This is a genomic window from Corallococcus terminator, assembly GCF_003611635.1.
Lineage (GTDB): Bacteria > Myxococcota > Myxococcia > Myxococcales > Myxococcaceae > Corallococcus > Corallococcus terminator.
Genome location: NZ_RAVZ01000021.1, coordinates 23,017 through 39,288 on the forward strand (window position 1 = coordinate 23,017; position 16,272 = coordinate 39,288).

The following is a 16,272-nucleotide window of genomic DNA, read 5'->3' on the forward strand; positions in this document are numbered from 1 at the left end:
CCACCCAACGAAATGGCCCCTTGTTTCTCCTCACCTCCTCCGGGAGAAAAGCCTCAGACCATGCCGCCGTTGGCGCGCAGCACCTGGCCGTTGATCCACCCGCCGTCGGGGCCGACGAGGAAGGAGACGGACGCGGCGATGTCCTCGGGGGTGCCCAGGCGCTCCAGCGGGTTCATCTTCGCCATGCGGTCGACGAGTTCCTGCGACTTGCCATCGAGGAACAGGTCGGTGGCGGTGGGGCCGGGGGCGACAGCGTTGACGGTGATGGAGCGGCCACGCAGCTCCTTGGACAGGATGGCGGTCATGGTCTCCACGGCGGCCTTGGTGGCGGCGTAGACGCCGTACGTTTCGAGCTTCAGCCCGACCACGCTGGTGGAGAAGCTGACGATGCGGCCCCCGTCGCGCAGGCGCCGCGAGGCTTCGCGCAGGCCGTTGAAGGTGCCCTTCAAGTTGATGGCGATCTGCCGGTCGAACAGCGCGTCGTCGCTGTCCGCGAAGCGCTTGAGCATCATCACGCCCGCGTTGTTCACCAGCACGTCGACGCCGCCGAACACGGTCTCGGCGGAGTCGAACATCCGCGCGACGGCGGCGGGGTCGGACACGTCCGCCTGGGCACTGAGGGCGCGGCCCCCGGCCGCTTCAATCTTCCGCACCAGGGCTTCGGCGGAGTCCTTGCTGCCCGCGTAGTTGACGATGACGTTGAAGCCATCGCGGGCGAGCCGCTCCGCCACGGCGGCCCCGATGCCGCGCGAGGCGCCGGTCACGATGGCGGTCTTCTTGGAGGACGGGGTCGGGGTCGGGGCGGTCATGGTCTCTCTCCGGGTTCGCTGCTGCGTGGATGAGAGGAAGATGGACCTTTCTGGTCTGCGGATAATCGGGCACGGTTCGTCATCACTGTTCGACAGGGCGGACAATGGACCGGTTCGATGCACTACGGGTCTTCACCCGCATCGTGGAGCGGAGGAGTTTCACGCAGGCGGCCCAGGACCTGGGGTTGCCCCGGTCGTCGGTGACGGACGCGGTGAAGCAGTTGGAGGAGCGGCTGGGCGTGCGCCTGCTCCAGCGCACGACGCGGCACGTGAGCCCCACGCTGGACGGGGAGGCGTACTACCAGCGCTGCGTGTCGCTGCTGGCGGACCTGGAGGAAGCCGACGCGGCGTTCGTGGGGGCGCAGCCGAAGGGACTGCTGCGCGTGGACGTGCACGGGACGCTGGCGCGCAGGTTCGTGCTGCCCCGACTGCCGGAGTTCCTGGAGCGGTACCCGGGCATCGAGCTCTACATGAGCGAAGGGGACCGGCTGGTGGACCTGGTCCGGGAGGGAATCGACTGCGTGCTGCGCGTGGGGGACCTCCACGACAGCGACATGGTGGCGAGAAGGGTCGCGATGCTGGAGGAGGTGACGTGCGCGTCACCGACGTATCTGGCGCGGCATGGCGTGCCGGAGAGCATCGAAGCGCTCCAGCAGGGGCACCGGATGGTGGGCTTCCGTTCCTCCGCGACGGGGACCCTGTTGCCGCTGGAGTTCACGGTGGGCGGCGAGGTGCGCCACGTGGTGCTTCCGGCCACCGTGTCCGTGAACGGGGCGGAGAGTCTGGTGGCCTCCGCGCGGCTGGGATTCGGAATCATGCAGGCCCCTCGCTACCACCTGGAGGAGGACCTGGCGCGAGGCACGCTGGTGTTGGTGCTGCCAGCGAATCCGCCCACGCCGACGCCGGTGTCGTTGCTCTATCCGCGCAGCCGGCAGCTTTCGCCTCGCGTGCGTGTGTTCATGGATTGGCTGGCGCGTGGGTTCGCGGCGCCGGCAGGGGAAGACACGGGGCGCGCTTGAGACAGGGCGCGCCCCGGAGGCCTCAGCCCATCTTCATGCCCTTGGGACGGGCCAGCAGCCGGTCCACATAGGCATCGATCTTCGGACGGCCCGACTTGGAGCCGAACATGCGCTGCCAGATGAACATCGAGCCGATCATCACGTCGGCTGCGGTGAACCAGTCGCCGAACAGGTAGGGCCCTTCGCCCAACTCCCTCTCGATGGCGTTCAGGGCACCCTCGAAGTCCGTCCAACCACGCGAGGGCGCCGTCGGAGCCTTCAGCAGGAAGTCGCCCATGGAGGGCTCCAACTGGGACGTCGAGTACACCATCAGGGACAGGAACCGGCCGCGCTCCGGTGAGCCCACCTTCGGCGCGAGGTTGGCCTGGGGATACTTCTCGGCCAGGTACATACAGATGGCCGCACCCTCGAACACCCGGGTAGCTCCGTCCACCAGCGCGGGCAGCTTGCCGGCCGGGTTGATCTTCAGGAACTCGGGCGCCTTGTGCTCGCCCTTCTCGAAGCTGATGGGGACGATTTCATACTCGGCGCCGCACTCATCGAGCATCCACTTGGCGATCACCGCGCGACTCTTCGGATTGAAATAGAGCTTCATCCAGGCACCTCCGGAAGGGACGAACGTCGGACATTCACCTAGCAGAACGCCCCGGGGAACGGGTCCATTCGTTCCCCGGGATGTCCTTCAGGGAATGGCCTTCGATGCAGGCGCCACCGCCGGCGTCCCCATCCCCCTGAGCGCCGCCTCCGCGCTCGGCATCCCCGGCTCCAGCTCCAGCGCCTTGCGGTAGTTCACCCGGGCCTGTTCCTTGTCGCCGTGGGCCAGGTACGCCTCGCCCAGGCTGTCGTAGAGGTTCGCGTCCTTCGGGAACATCTCCACGTTCAGCTTGAAGATTTCAATGGCGTCCGTGACCCGCCCCGTACGGAGAAACTCGTAGCCCAGTCCGTTGAGCTGCCCCTCGGAGAAGTCATACGCGTCCGCCTTCTTCGCCTTCAGGTCGCGGTACCGGGCGATGACCTCCGCCACGGGCGCCTTGTCGAGCGTCGCGCTCAAGGTCTCCCGGATGCCCGGCCGGGGCGCCCTGGGCGTGATGCCATGCAGGGCGCTGAACAACCCGCTGGCGAGCTCCTTGAGCTTGTCGCCGCGCGACGTGTTGTCCAGGAGGATGACGACCTCCCGGCTCGCGGGCACGCGGTAGATGCGGGTGCTGAACCCGTTGATGCCGCCGCTGTGCGTCACCGTGGCCAGCTCCGTCTTGTCGTCCTGGAGCTTCATCGGTTCGATGGTCCACCCGAAGCCGTACTTCTCCAGGCCGGGCGTGAACATCTTCTGCTTGAGCGCCGCGGGCAGCAGCGCGTCCGTGTAGAGCGCGCGGTCCCAGAGGTAGAGGTCCTCCACCGTGGAGTACAGCGAGCCGGCCGCGTACGGAGTGGACATGTCCACGTAGGGGGCGTTCATGTACCCCTCCGGCTTGAGCTCGTAGCCGCTCGCACGCTTGGGGAGCACCGTGGCGTACACGTCGTAGCCGGAGTTCTTCATCCCCAGCGTGTCGAAGATGCGCTCCTGGACTGCCTGCGCGTACGTCTTCCCGGTGGTGCGTTCGATGATGGCGCCGAGCAGGAAGTAGCCGGAGTTGTTGTAGGCGAACTTCGAGCCGGGCTCGAACTCCAGGTCGCCGCTGGCGAACTGCTTCACGAAGTCCGCGACCTTGTAGGGATTGCGCGACACCTTCGGAAAGAAGTCCGGCGCGGACGTGTAGCTGGGAATGCCCGAGGTGTGGTTCAGCAGGTGCGTGAGGGTGACGCGCGAGCCCGTGTCCTTGCGGTAGTCCGGCAGCAGCTTCACGAGCGGGTCGTCCAGTTGGAGCTTTCCCTCCGCGACGAGCTGCAGGATGACCATCGCGGTGAACTGCTTCGTGACGGAGGCCAGACGGAACTTCGTGTCCGTCGTGTTCGGCGCCTGCCATTCGAAGTTGGCGAAGCCGTAACCCTTCTTGAAGAGCACCCCTTTCTCGTTGGCGACGAGCACGGCGCCGTTGAACTGGCGCAGTTGGTGGTACTGCGTGACCAGTCGGTCCAGCTCCTGTGCCTTCGGGGCGGCGCCCGCGACGGGCACGAACAGCAGGAGGGCAGCAAGGACACTCAAGAGGCGCACAGGGATCCAGTTCATGGGGTCGCTCCGCTCATGAGCCTCCACACGCTTCAGCGGGCCGGCGATTGCATGGACGGCGCGAAGAAGAACGCAGACCGCGCCAGAAGCCTCTTCACCCAGAGTGGATTCCATCCAGTCCATCTGCGAAAGTCCATGGACCGGGCATCAGCGCTGTCGGCGAAGCATCTTGGGAGTTCCTCCATGAGTCTCGTGATTCAGGCGCTTGGGATGGCAAGCCCCCTCGGAGCGCTGATCCAAGGCTGCGCCGCGCTTCGGGCAGGCATCTCCCGAACCCGTCCGTCCCCCTATCTGCCCCATGCATGCGAACGAGAGAGCCTCGGGCAATCCGTCATGACATGCGAAGTGCCTGTCATCACACTGGGGTTCTCGAATGTCGGAAGGCTGGTAGCCCTGGTCGCCGCGGCGCTGGAGGACCTCTGCACTCGGGTCAACCTGTCCAGCCTGCCAGGGGACACCCTCGTCGTTCTGGCATTGCCAGACCCCTTGGAGCGCGGGTTTCCCCTCACACCCGAGCTTGAAGAGGATGAGCCCCGGCGACATGAAGCACTCGGCCGGCGCGTGCTGGAGCGTGCGTTCGAGGTGGCAGGAGTCTCCTGGAAGGCCAAGACCTGGCACATCGCAAGTGGCGGGCACGCGGCCTTCCCCAAGGCATTGAAGGCCGCGATGGACGCACTCGTCGAACGCCGCCATGGGCACTGCCTCATCATCGCGGTCGACAGCCTCTGCGGCCCTGATGTGCTCCCAGGGCTCCTCGAACAGCGCAGGATCAAGACGGCCGACACTCCGACAGGCTTCATCCCGGGGGAGGGCAGTGTCGCGCTCTGGCTGTCTCCGGAGCAGGAGGCGCCCCTGGTCTCAAAGGGAAAAGAACCGCGCGTCGCCTTCCGGGCCGTCGTCTTGGGAGACGATGAGAGAATCCGGGGAGGCGACCTGCCTCCTGACGGTCGAATGCTTGCGCAATGCGTGACCTCCGCGCTCCACACTGCCGAGGCGGATGGTGCGTGTCTCCTGCTCATCGGAGATCACAACGGCGAAGAATTTCGAGCCCGTGAGTGGGGCATGCTGATGCTCCACCTTCGAGCCGCAGGGCTGGGGCACGAACGGCTTGCATCATGGCTCCCAGCGATTGGCTTCGGAGACACGGGTGCGGCATCGGGGGCGCTCGGATTGTGTGCGGCCGTCAGAGGTCTTCAGCGCGGCTACAGCCCCACCCCAACGCCAGTCATCCTCTCCAGCTCCGATGAGGGAATGCGCGCAGCCATCGTGGTCTCGCCGCTCCGATAGAGCATCTGGAGGAACGCCCATGCCCGCAGGAAAAAAGAGTGCGATCAAACAAGCGCGAAAAGCCAACCTCAGGGCGCGCAATCCGCCCAAGGACAGCAAGTTTCCAGAGCTGAAGAAAGGCTATCCCGACAGCTACATCCAGGAACTGTCTGACTCCGATGCGTTCCATGCGGACCCAAATCAGCCAGAGACTTCGCTGCTCACGAATGGTGACCACTACGCATATCGGGGGCCTCGATTCATCTTCCAGGACGAGCCACGGATGAAGATCTACAACGACTTCAGCCGCTCGGTTTTCAGCACGGCGAGTGTCCTCTTCTATCTCAAAAGGGGCCGTCGTGTCGCGGATGAGCCGCCCCTGTATGTCACCGCCAGCCGGGAGAAGTGGATGCGTGTGGCTGCGTTCCCCGAACAGGGCAGTACATTTCCGGGAGAACGCGGCAACTTCTCCAACCTATCACCCAATGGCCAGAGACATCCCTATCCGTGGCAGGCACACCACCTCATCCCCCAGTCGGTTTTCTTCGAGAAGAACTCCCCATTTGACGCCGACATGATGATGGTGTTGAAGCGTTCTTTCTACAATATCAACAATGGGCATAACATCATCATGCTGCCCGCGGATCCAAAGTACAGCCCCGTCCATCGGCTCATCGCCCACTTCTCTGATCACCCAGTCTATACCCTCCAGCTCAAGGCCCGAATGAAGGAGGTCGCTACGGCGCTCAAGAAGATCTTCAACGAGGCCAAGAGAACCAAGAAACATCTCGCGCTTTTCAAGGCCATCCTGAAGGTGTTTCACACGCTCGAGGACGAGTTCTGGTCCCTCGTCGTCCTTCTGAGCAATGCCGCAGCGGCCGTGGCCTTCGGCGTAATCAAGGAAGAAGACCTGCATGCCTACGGTGGACTAATCAAATTCTGGACCACCAATGCCAAGGGCATGAAAACCCGGCACCTCTTCGGTGTCATTGGCTGAAAGCCATCTCGCATGAGCTACTGGGTCTTGACTCCTGCCAGCGTGAACGATGGGGCCGTGCTCGAGGCGTTGCCCGTCGGCAGCCCTGACGATCCCGACTTCTTCGAAGCCATGCCCCTGGGAGATCGTTTCCCTCGGGGTGGCGCCATGGGCTTTTCCAACGACTATCCGGACCTCATCAACGTCTTCGACTTCGTCACCAACACCCTGGGACTCCCCATTGTCTCGGCCAAGATGGTGGATGTACTCGTCCAGCTCGGAGCCAATCGCTTCGAGACCCTCCCCGTCACGCTGCTGGACCACAAAGGACGCGTCGCCTCCACGGAGCATTCCATCCTCAATGTCCTGGACGTCCAGGACATCATCGACATGGAGCGGTCGGACTACGTCCCCAGCCCATTCGACCCGAGTCAGATCTTCCGCATCAAACGGTTGGCGGTGAAGGCGGAGGACGTCGAGTCCGGGGCACTGCTCTTCCGCGCCCGGACTCGCATGCGCGAAATCTTCCTCCACGCATCGCTCCATGAAGCATTCCTCTCTGCCGGAGTGACGGGCCTCAAGGCCTTCCCAGCAGAGGGTTGGAATGGATTCGCCTTGTGATGCGGATCGACCTGCTCTCTCTTTGCCAGCGTTCGGAGGAAGCCCTCCCCTGGCTTCTCTCCCGCCTGGACCTGACGGGCAGCCGGCAGGAGACCCTCCAGGGTTTCGAAGAGGTGTCTCTGCATTTCCACACCCTGGCCGCAGGTGCCTTGTTGGTCGAGGGGAATCCATCGAGGTTTCGCGAGGAACTCCACAACGCCGCCAGTCACTGGCTCCGTTTCCTGAAGCATCAAAGGGCCCGGCAGTGGGCCGCTCCTGCAGTCAGTCGAAACAAGCCACTTCTCGGCGCCATCCTCGCCAGCCATTGGGAACTCGCGCACCCTCTTGCGGAGACCTCACCGGACCACTGGCAAGAGAAGGAGGAGTACGAGGACGATGCGTGCTGGGCCCTGCTCCTCCAGCAACTCGTGCTCACGCGCGGCGGTAGGAGTCCTCGACTCGATACCTTGCTTGCACGACTCGGAGCGCTGGGGGGCGAGCTGAACGAGCACCGACAATCATGGGTTCGCGGCCTCGTCGGGCGAGAGGGCCTCGCACTCAACGATGCTTTCGCCGCGCTCTGCGTCCTGCATCAGGAGGACATTCAGCGCCAGGTGCAGGCCGTGACGGCCTCGGAGCCCAAGCTCGCTCCCTATCGGTTCCTCTGGTTCGAGGGGCTTGCCCTGCTTCGCATCTGGGAACGCACGGGCCTCCCAGGGCCTTGCGAGGCCCATCCCTACTGTCCGCCCATGGCCAGGCTCCCCTTGGAGACCCAGGCCTCGAAGTCCCCTGCGGCCGAAGCTCACGACGCGGAGCGATAGCCTTTTGCTACCGTGAAGCGCATCGACTGAGCCGCCTCACGCGACAACCCACTGCCTTGACGCTCAGCGCGCCGCCGCATCCAGTGCCTGGAGAAAGCGCGCAGCGATGGGAACGGCGACACGGCCTCCCACTCCGCCTCCCTCCACGAACACCGCGAAGCCCATGCCTCCGCGCAGGCCGATGAACCAGGCGTGGGTTTCGGGCGGCAGCGCCGTGCCGAACTCCGCAGTCCCTGTCTTGCCCATGAGCCCCTGGAGGCTCACCGCGGACTTCGCCGTTCCTTCCGTCACCACCGCGCGCATGAGGTTGCGGAGGCCCGCCGGGGTGCCCGCGCTCAGCCGTGCCTCCGGGCCCGCCTCCGCATCCGCCAGCAAGCGCGGTGCGTGCCAGACGCCGGTGTCCACCGCCGCCGCGACCGTGGCCATGTGCAGTGGCGTGGCCAGCACGCGTCCCTGTCCCATCGCGGCCGCCGCGCGGTCGGCATCGTCCCCGGGCGCCGGGAAGGAGGCACCGGGCGAGGGCAGCCCCACGTCGTAGCGGACCCCGAAGCCGAAACGCCGGGCCGCGTCCTCCAGCGCGTTGCGCCCCAACCTCGCGGCGAGCTGGATGAACGCGGTGTTGCACGAGAGCGCGAACACCTGCCGGAAGCTCGACTCCCCAAAGGCCTCCGCTTCGAAGTTGCGAAAGCGCCTGCGACCCGCCGTCACCTCCACGGGACAGTCGACGCGGGTGTCTGGCTTCACACCGCTCGCGAGCAGCGCTTCGGCCGTCACGACCTTGAACGTGGAGCCCGGGGGGTAGCGCCCCGTCAGCGCTCGGTGCAGCGCCTCGCCCAGGGGACGGCTGGCCACCGCCAGCACTTCGCCCGTGGCCGAGTCCACCGCCACCAGCGCGGCGGGCCTCGTGACATCCGCGAGCGCTGCCTCCGCCGCGGCCTGCACGTCCCTTCTCAACGTGGTGCGCACCGGCGTCCCCGCCGCGCCTTCGAAGCGGTAGAGCACCACGGCCTCTCCCGAACGGCGCAGCAGTCGCACCTCTCCGGCGGGGCTTCCGGCCAGCATCCTCTCCTGCGCCCGCTCCAGGCCCGACAGGCCCACGAGGTCTCCCGCCTGATAGGGATGGCCCAGGACCTGGAGCGCCTCCGCCGTCACCTCGCCCACCCGGCCCAGCGTGTGCGCGGCGAAGCCTTCCGCCGGGGTGAGGCGCGCGGCCTTCTTGCGAAAGAAGATGCCGGGCACCGGCGCCAGCACGGCGCGCACCTGCTGGTAGCGCTCCGGGCGCACGTCGATGAACGCCACGAACTGTTCGGGCTGAGAGGCCGCGGACTTCAGGAGGGCCTGGACCCTGGCGGGGTCCATTCCGAGCTGTGATTGGAGCGCGCTGGCCACGGCCGCGCCGTCCCTCACCCTCCCCGGATACGCACCGATGCTGATGACCTCTCCGGGCACGGTGAGCAGCGCTCCGCTGGCATCGAGCAGCGCGGCGCGCGGGCCCCACGTTCGCAGCCGTCCGAAGCTGTCTCCGGCGCGCGCCTCCGGATGGAACACCTCCGGCGTCCAGCGCAAGAGCCAGCGCTGACCCTTGCGCTCGAAGCGCAGCCGCGACTCCACCGCCCAGTCACCGAGCCCCCGCAGCGTGTGCACGCCGCGAAAGACCACCACCGCGACGCTGTCATCCTCGGCTTCGAGGTCCAGCCCCTCGAAGCGCGAGGCCACCACGCCCAGGCCCTGTCTCCACCGCGCGTGCTGCGCGTCGAAGTCCTCGGGCACCTGCACGAGCGCTTGTCGCTGGGCACCGGGGTCGTTGCGCGCCCAGGCCTCCAGGTACACGCGGGCCACGTCCTCCGGCCCACCCGGCACGCCCTTCTTCACGGCGCGCGGCAGACAGGAGGGAAGCAGAAGAAGGAGGCAGAGCCCCACCCACGTGATGACCGCCCGTCCGTGCACGCGCCCCGTGTACCGCGCCGTGGCTTCCGAGGCGACTACGATGTGCCGTCCCCGGTCCCTCCCGGACCGTCCGTCGCGCACCCTCGCGCGCCACGCACACGCGGAGCATGGGGCGCGCCCCGCTCCGGATCAGCGGACGGTCAGGTCCTGCGTCACGCTCACGCCGTCGCCGGTCGCCGTGACCGTCACCACGCCCGCCGCTCCGGCCCGGACGTAGAAGACCGCTTCGCGCTGCGCACCCGCGAGCTCCACCGACGCCACAGACGCATCCGAGCAATCTGGTTGCAGGTGGAACGCCGTTCCGCCTTCCGACGCGGTCAGCTCCACTGTCGGATCCACCAGCGAGGCGAGGTTGTCCGCGACATCCCGCCCCTGCACCACCAGCGCTTCGGAGCAGGTCCCTCCCTCCACCGACCGTGCTGGCGTGGCGAAGGCCACCTCGCGTTCCCCGCTCACCGTCACCACGTCCACGGAGAACGCCTCGTCTGGATGCGCCACGGGGTCGTAGCCATCCCCGCTGATCCTGTTGAGGCTGATGAGGTTTCCGGTCCCGGAGTCCGAGATGGCCGCCTGATAGACGTACCCGTTGGTCAGCGCGTCATTGCTCAGCACGTTCTCCAGCACCTGGATGCGGGTGGGCTCCGAAGGAGCGCTGAACTCGGCCCCCTCGGCCTGCGCCAGATTGACGCCCACGTCGTTTCCCGTCAGCTCGTTGCCCTGGATGAACAGGTCGTGGCACAGCGCACGCCCCGCGCCGTAGTACGAACCTCCCACCACCAGGATGCCGGACCCCGTGTCCTCGCCCGTGTACGCGTGGCCCGTCACCTGGTTGCCCTCCACCCGGCCCGAAACCCCGTAAGCCAGTTGGAGGCCGTTGCGCGCGATGTGGTCCACCAGCCCTCCACCCTCCAGGATGTTGGCCTCCACCGTCGCCACCACCTGCCCCACCACCACCACGCCCCCCTTCTGGTAGCCCGTCACCCGGTTGCGCAGCACGTCCACCTTCACCGGCGTGGCGCCGACCACGTCATTGCGCACCTCGATGGCGACACCCTCCTGGCACCCGCTCAGGTTTCCCTTCTGGTGCAGGTCCGTCACCACCGTGTCCACCACCACGCCGCTCGCCCCCTCCAGGAAGATGCCGCGCAGCCGGGCCGCGCCCGCGTCACACACATCCGACAGGTTGCGCGCCGTCACCGTCACGTTGCGCACGCTCGCCACCGGCCCCCGGTTGCGCAGCACCGCGCCCTGGAAGTGCTCCCCCGCGTCCACGTCCTCCACGGCCGTCACCGTGTGCGCCGCCCCGTCGAACGTGAAGCCGTCCGGGATGAACACCGGTCCCTGCGTCACGCAGTCCGCGGACAGCGTCACCTGCGTCTGCGCCATCGTGAACGCGCACGCTCCGGCCAGCGCGCCGCAGCGCCGGTCCGTCCACTCCACCGTGAAGGTGTGCCGCGCGCTCGAACCTGACGCGTTCGTCACCGTCACCTCCACCGTAGGCGCCACGTCCGTCGGCACGCAGGACAGCTCCGTCCAGTCCACCGTGCTCGTCGTGCCGTCGCCCACCGCCGTGCCCACCGCACCCGCGCTCGTCTTCCAGGTGAAGGTCAGCGGCTCGCTCCGGGGGTCCGTCGCCGTCACGGTGAAGGTCACGCGCTCGCCCGCGCGGGCGCTCGGGGCGGACTGCGTCGGGGGGCCGATGACGGGCGGTTCGCTGCGCCGCACGCACAGCTTCGCGACGATCGCCGTGTCCGCGCCCGTGAAGGCATCCTCCACCCGGGCTTCCACCTGACAACCACACTCCGCGGGATCCTCCGTGGGGGTGAAGATGACGCTGGACGTGTTGCCACCCTCGAAGCTGCCCGTGCAGGTGGCGCTCCACGTGTAGGTCAGCGCATCCCCGTCCTCATCCGTGGCCTTCGCTTCCATTGCGATGGGCAGCCCCACGCCCACCTGCTGGGTGTCCACGGCCGCCTCCAGGAAGGGCGCGCGGTTGAACTGGATGTCCTTGTTCGAAGCCACCGCGCCCACCTCACCCAGCGCGAACCGGAAGCTGAGCGAGGACACTCCGCCTCGCGGATCCGAGACGCTGAGCCCCAGCACCACGTCAGTTTTTCTCTCGGGGTTCTCGGGAACCGTCCACGTGCACGTGGGCTGCGTGGGGTCCTCCGGGCACTCCAGCGAATCGCCGGGAGCACTCCACGCGTAGGCCAGCACCTCACCGGCATCCAGGTCGTGCGCCCACGCCCGCAGCTCCACGCGGTCGCCCGGAACCCCCCGAAACACCGAGGCCACCACCGCGTCGATGCGCGGGGCCGTGTTGCCGCCCGCTTCTCCCGGCGCGGCCTCCGGCTGCGGCACCGCGACCACCAGCGCATCGCCATACGGTGGCAGCGCCACCGTCGGCACGCTCACCGTGGCCACCACCGCGCCCGTGGCATCCCGGGCATCCACGCGCAGGCCCACGGTTTCGCCCGCCACCGTCACCGGCCCCATCTCGCCGACCCACAGGTTGGCGTTGGCGTTGTCTTCCAGAGCCAGACTCGACGACGCCTCCTTCCCCGAGCCATTCGTCGCCGTGGACGTGACTTCCGCCACGCTCGTCGCCACCAGGGAACGGGGCAGCGCGACCACCAGCCGCGCACCACCGGACGGCGCCACATCGAAGGAGGGCTCCTCCTGCACGCAGCCGAACGTGGTCAGCAGCAGGGCTCCCGCCAGGTGCACCGCATGGATTCGTCGCATGGTCGCACCGTCCTCGGAAGACGCTTGGGCAAAGGGAGACGATACCGGGTCGCCCTGCCACGTCCAATTCGCCGGGCTCCTCCGAGTCGTCTCGCGCGGCGCGTCGTCCAGTGTCCGCCACTCGCCCGCGACTTCTGGGCGGGCGCGACTTCTCCGCAAGCCCTCGCTCGCTCGCATACTGCTCGCTCCACCGCGCGCACAGGGCAATCCCTACCCCCGCGCGCACGTCCGCCATCCACTGGCCGACGAAATCCCCCAGCGACGTTCTCCAACGCGCAGCCGTCACCGTCCCGCGTGGCCGCGCCCCGGGCCCCGGTGCTGTGCTCCACCGCGTGCACCCGCCTGAACAGCGCCGTCCCCAACCGTGGCCCATCCGCCTCATGCACTGGGCCAACGTGCCGCTGCTCGCCATCCTCGCCGCCAGTGGATTGCAGATCCTCGCGGCGTATCCGCGCATGGGTCCTCGCGGTCACGCCTACGCGCTCTATCCCTTCCAGGGCGCCATGCCTCCTTCGTGGCTGCGATTGGGAGACTGGCTCGCGGGGGCACGGGCCTGGCACTTCGCCTTTGGCTGGTTCCTCGCCCTCAATGGCGTCGCGTACGTGCTCTACCTCGCCTTCAGTGGCGAGTGGCGCCGCCGCCTGTTCCTTCCCCACCGCGACACGCGCGATGCCGTGGCCACGCTCGCGTACTACCTGCGGATCCGCCCCGCGCCCGCGCAGGTCGGCCTCTACAACGGACTCCAGCGGCTGGCGTACACGTCCGCGCTCGTCCTGGGCGCGCTGTCCGTCCTGTCCGGCCTCGCCCTCCACAAGCCCGTGCAGTTGCGCTGGCTCACCTCGCTCTTCGGTGGCTACGACCCGGCGCGCGCGGTGCACCTGCTGCTGCTCGCGCTGCTCGCCTTCTTCACCGTGGGCCACGTGGTGCTCGTCGCCCTGCACCCGCGCACCCTCGGGGAGATGGTGACCGGCGGGAGGAAGCCCCATGTCTGAGGCCGGGCCCCGAATCCTCACCCGCCGCCGCGTGCTGCTGGGCGCCGCCGCGCTCGCCACCAGCGCCTGTGATTCCAGCCGCCCGCGCGAAGGGTTCCTCGGCGCGATGGAGCGCTTCAACCAGCGCGCGCAGACCGCCCTCTTCAGCCCCACCCGGCTCGCGCCCGAAGAGCCCGTCGAGCAACTCACCCCGCCCAGGGACTTCCCCCACTACTTCATCTCCGACACCGTGCCCCTGGCCCCGGCCGGCTGGCGTCTGGAGGTGGGCGGACTCGTGTCCCAGCCTCGCTCCTTCTCGCTGGAGGAGTTGCAGCGGCTGCCGCGCACCGACTACCGGATCCGCCACCACTGCGTGGAGGGCTGGAGCGCGGTGGCGTCATGGCACGGCGTGCGCGTGAGCGACCTGGCGCGGGCGGTGGGCGCCGACCCTCGCGCGGGCTTCGTGGAGTTCCGCTCGTTCGACAGCGGCTACTACTCCTCATGGGACGCGCCTGGCGCCCTGCATGCCCAGACAATCCTCGCGTACGGCATGAACGGCCAGCCGCTGGAGCCCGGCCACGGCGCGCCCCTGCGGCTCTATTCGGGCGTGAAGCTGGGCTACAAGATGGTGAAGTACCTCACCACCGTCCGGTTCCTCCCAGCGGCCAGCGGCGGCTACTGGGAGGACCGGGGCTACGAGTGGTTCGCCGGCGTGTAGCTCACGGCCCCGCGTCGGCCTCCATGCCCGCGTCCCGCTCCACACCCGCGTCGTCGGGTACGGGCACGCAGTCCCCCGCGTCCACGTCCCCCGCATCCACATCGCCTCCATCCGCCTCCGCCCGCACGTCGCAGTTGCCCGCGTCCGGCGGTTCGACGCAATCGAAGGTCCCGTCCTCGCAGGGCGGCATTCCGTAGCAGGCCATCAACGTGAGCGCCGTCGCGCTGGCCCCCGTGAGCGTCCACAGCGTGGCCACCCACGACGCCCTGCGAGGCGGACGCCCCGGGCCCAACGGGCGCTGACAGTGGAGGCACGCGCGGGCGGCGGCGGGATTGAAGCCCTGGCAGGACGGGCAGCTCGACAGCGGGGACATGCAGGACATCCTTGTCGGAGTGGGGGTTGAAGCCGGCCGGCTCAAAGCAAGCAGGGTGCCAGGACCCACCCCTGAGAGTCCGCAGCAGAACGGCCCCGGAGGCCGCTCCCCCCAGGACATGGATGTCACGGGTGCACCCGACAGGAGTGTCCCGCTAGGCTGCGCGCCCATGGTGAAACGTCGCCTCGATGTGGGCCGCGCCGACTACCACCCCGCCTACGTGGTGTGGGAGCTGACGCTGGCGTGTGATCAACCCTGCACGCACTGCGGTTCGCGGGCGGGCACCGCGCGTCCGGGCGAGCTGAGCACCGAGGAGGCGCTGGGGGTGGTGACGCAGCTTTCGGCCATGCGCGCCCGGGAGGTGGTGCTGATTGGCGGCGAGGCGTACCTGCACCCGGGGTTCCTCGACATCATCCAGGCGCTGAAGGCCGCGGGCATCCGTCCGGGCCTGACGACGGGGGGACGCGGCATCACCGCGGAGCTGGCGTCGCGGATGGCGCAGGCGGGGCTGTACGCGGCGTCGGTCAGCATCGACGGACTGGAGCCCACACACGACCTCATGCGCGCGGCCAAGGGCAGCTTCGCTTCCGCGACGGCGGCGCTCGGCTTCCTGAAGACGGCGGGCGTGCGAACCGCCGCCAACACCAACCTCAACCGGCTCAACCAGGGCGACCTGGAGGGCCTCTATGCGCACCTGCGCACGCAGGGCATCGGGGCGTGGCAGGTGCAGATCACCGCGCCGCTCGGACGCGCGGCGGACCGTCCGGACCTGCTGCTGCAACCGTGGGACCTGATGGACCTGATGCCGCGCATCGACCGGCTGAAGCTGCACGCGCGCCAGGACCGCATCACCGTCATGCCGGGCAACAACCTGGGCTACTTCGGGCCGGAGGAGGCGCGGCTGCGCTCCGTGCATTCCGAAGGCCGGGACCACTGGCAGGGCTGTCAGGCGGGCAAATACGTGATGGGCATCGAGTCCAACGGCGCCGTGAAGGGCTGCCCTTCCCTCCAGAGCGCCCACTACGTGGGAGGCAACCTGCGTGAGCAGCCGTTGGAGCGCATCTGGAACGACACGCCCCAGCTTGCCTTCACGCGGACGCGCACGGTGGAGGATTTGTGGGGCTTCTGCCGCACGTGTCCGTTCGCGGAAACGTGCATGGCCGGGTGCAGCTTCACCGCGCACGCGCTGTTCGGCCGGCCGGGCAACAACCCCTACTGCCACTACCGCGCGAAGGCCCGCGCCGCGGAAGGCGTGCGGGAGCGGCTGCTGCCCAAGGCCCCGGCTCCCGGCAGGCCCTTCGACCACGGCCTCTTCGAAATCGTGGAGGAGCCGGTGGACGCGCCCGACCCGAAGCCGGAGCTGAAGCGCGAATACGTCAAGACGAAGCGCTGGCCCCGGCCCGCCGCCTGAGCCTCAGAGCTTGGTGCTGCGGTAGTTGGACACGAAGGGCATGAAGCCGCCCTTGCGCAGGGCGTCCCGCTCCGCCAGCAGCGCTTTCAGGGCGGCCTCGCGCGTGGGGTAGTGGTTCACCGCCGCGCCGTTGATGGCGCCGCTGGTGGCGATGAACACGCGCGTCGTCTCATCGCCGCCGTAGCGGAACGAGCGGTGCGTGTTGCGCTCCAGCACCTCGCGGCGCTCCTTGCCGAAGGTGCGCCCCGCGGTGTGGCGCACCACCAGCCCATCCAGGTTGATGAGCAGATCCACCCGGCCGTTGAACTTCGCGAACTGCTCCTCCACCTCGCGCCGCCAGCGATACACGTCCTCGTCCGACACGAGGATGCAGTCGGTGAAGTTCGCCGTCACCACGTCGTGTTCGGCGTCGTGTTCGAAGGACATGCTCCAGGCCATCGCGTTCGCTC

The 16,272-nt window shown here is 68.0% G+C and carries 15 protein-coding genes; 8 read left to right on the forward strand and 7 right to left on the reverse strand.

Annotated elements, in window-relative coordinates:
• Nucleotides 1-53: 53 nt before the first annotated feature.
• On the reverse strand, nt 54-809 hold the full coding sequence (locus D7V88_RS05265) for an SDR family oxidoreductase (RefSeq protein ID WP_120539496.1): 756 nt from the start codon (nt 807-809) through the stop codon (nt 54-56).
• Nucleotides 810-913: 104 nt separating this feature from the next.
• Here D7V88_RS05265 and D7V88_RS05270 point away from each other — a divergent pair, with 104 nt between their 5' ends.
• A complete protein-coding gene (locus D7V88_RS05270) occupies nt 914-1,828 on the forward strand; it encodes a LysR family transcriptional regulator (RefSeq protein ID WP_120539497.1) in 915 nt (304 codons plus the stop codon).
• A gap of 22 nt (nt 1,829-1,850) precedes the next feature.
• Here the strand turns inward: D7V88_RS05270 and D7V88_RS05275 are convergent, their stop codons facing one another.
• Together D7V88_RS05275 and D7V88_RS05280 are read right to left on the reverse strand one after the other, a co-directional pair.
• Nucleotides 1,851-2,423: a glutathione S-transferase family protein gene (locus D7V88_RS05275; protein ID WP_120539498.1), complete on the reverse strand. Its 573-nt coding sequence runs from the start codon at nt 2,421-2,423 to the stop codon at nt 1,851-1,853.
• An 87-nt stretch (nt 2,424-2,510) separates the two neighbouring features.
• Nucleotides 2,511-3,995: a serine hydrolase gene (locus D7V88_RS05280; RefSeq protein WP_120539499.1), complete on the reverse strand. Its 1,485-nt coding sequence runs from the start codon at nt 3,993-3,995 to the stop codon at nt 2,511-2,513.
• Nucleotides 3,996-4,010: 15 nt separating this feature from the next.
• Here D7V88_RS05280 and D7V88_RS05285 point away from each other — a divergent pair, with 15 nt between their 5' ends.
• The 4 genes from D7V88_RS05285 to D7V88_RS05300 are packed head-to-tail and all read left to right on the forward strand — an operon-like array spanning nt 4,011 to nt 7,658.
• Entirely contained in the window at nt 4,011-5,282 is a 1,272-nt protein-coding gene (locus D7V88_RS05285; RefSeq protein WP_147448626.1) for a hypothetical protein, read from the forward strand.
• Nucleotides 5,283-5,301: 19 nt separating this feature from the next.
• Nucleotides 5,302-6,258, forward strand: coding sequence for an AHH domain-containing protein (locus D7V88_RS05290; protein WP_158625006.1), 957 nt, complete (start codon nt 5,302-5,304; stop codon nt 6,256-6,258).
• 12 nt (nt 6,259-6,270) lie between these two features.
• Nucleotides 6,271-6,858 (forward strand): imm11 family protein, encoded by a 588-nt coding sequence (locus D7V88_RS05295; protein WP_120539502.1) that lies wholly within the window; start codon nt 6,271-6,273, stop codon nt 6,856-6,858.
• On the forward strand, nt 6,858-7,658 hold the full coding sequence (locus D7V88_RS05300; RefSeq protein ID WP_120539503.1) for a hypothetical protein: 801 nt from the start codon (nt 6,858-6,860) through the stop codon (nt 7,656-7,658). The genes D7V88_RS05295 and D7V88_RS05300 overlap by 1 nt, the downstream gene beginning before the upstream one ends.
• 63 nt (nt 7,659-7,721) lie before the next feature.
• On the opposite strand, the gene D7V88_RS05305 is transcribed toward D7V88_RS05300, so the two are convergent.
• Together D7V88_RS05305 and D7V88_RS05310 are read right to left on the reverse strand one after the other, a co-directional pair.
• Complete coding sequence (locus tag D7V88_RS05305) at nt 7,722-9,530, reverse strand: penicillin-binding transpeptidase domain-containing protein (protein WP_244237991.1); 1,809 nt, start codon at nt 9,528-9,530, stop codon at nt 7,722-7,724.
• A gap of 204 nt (nt 9,531-9,734) precedes the next feature.
• Complete coding sequence (locus tag D7V88_RS05310; RefSeq protein WP_147448627.1) at nt 9,735-12,350, reverse strand: right-handed parallel beta-helix repeat-containing protein; 2,616 nt, start codon at nt 12,348-12,350, stop codon at nt 9,735-9,737.
• A 332-nt stretch (nt 12,351-12,682) separates the two neighbouring features.
• On the opposite strand from D7V88_RS05310, the gene D7V88_RS05315 reads away from it, so the two are divergent.
• Both D7V88_RS05315 and D7V88_RS05320 read left to right on the forward strand, forming a co-directional pair.
• Nucleotides 12,683-13,342, forward strand: a complete 660-nt coding sequence (locus D7V88_RS05315; protein ID WP_120539521.1) for a cytochrome b/b6 domain-containing protein — start codon at nt 12,683-12,685, stop codon at nt 13,340-13,342.
• A complete protein-coding gene (locus D7V88_RS05320; RefSeq protein WP_120539506.1) occupies nt 13,335-14,039 on the forward strand; it encodes a molybdopterin-dependent oxidoreductase in 705 nt (234 codons plus the stop codon). The genes D7V88_RS05315 and D7V88_RS05320 overlap by 8 nt, the downstream gene beginning before the upstream one ends.
• 1 nt (nt 14,040) lies before the next feature.
• Here D7V88_RS05320 and D7V88_RS05325 read toward each other — a convergent pair whose 3' ends face one another.
• On the reverse strand, nt 14,041-14,412 hold the full coding sequence (locus tag D7V88_RS05325) for a hypothetical protein (protein ID WP_120539507.1): 372 nt from the start codon (nt 14,410-14,412) through the stop codon (nt 14,041-14,043).
• Nucleotides 14,413-14,581: 169 nt separating this feature from the next.
• Here D7V88_RS05325 and D7V88_RS05330 point away from each other — a divergent pair, with 169 nt between their 5' ends.
• A complete protein-coding gene (locus tag D7V88_RS05330) occupies nt 14,582-15,823 on the forward strand; it encodes a radical SAM/SPASM domain-containing protein (RefSeq protein ID WP_120539508.1) in 1,242 nt (413 codons plus the stop codon).
• A 3-nt stretch (nt 15,824-15,826) separates the two neighbouring features.
• On the opposite strand, the gene D7V88_RS05335 is transcribed toward D7V88_RS05330, so the two are convergent.
• Nucleotides 15,827-16,261, reverse strand: a complete 435-nt coding sequence (locus D7V88_RS05335) for a hypothetical protein (RefSeq protein ID WP_120539509.1) — start codon at nt 16,259-16,261, stop codon at nt 15,827-15,829.
• Nucleotides 16,262-16,272: the final 11 nt, after the last annotated feature.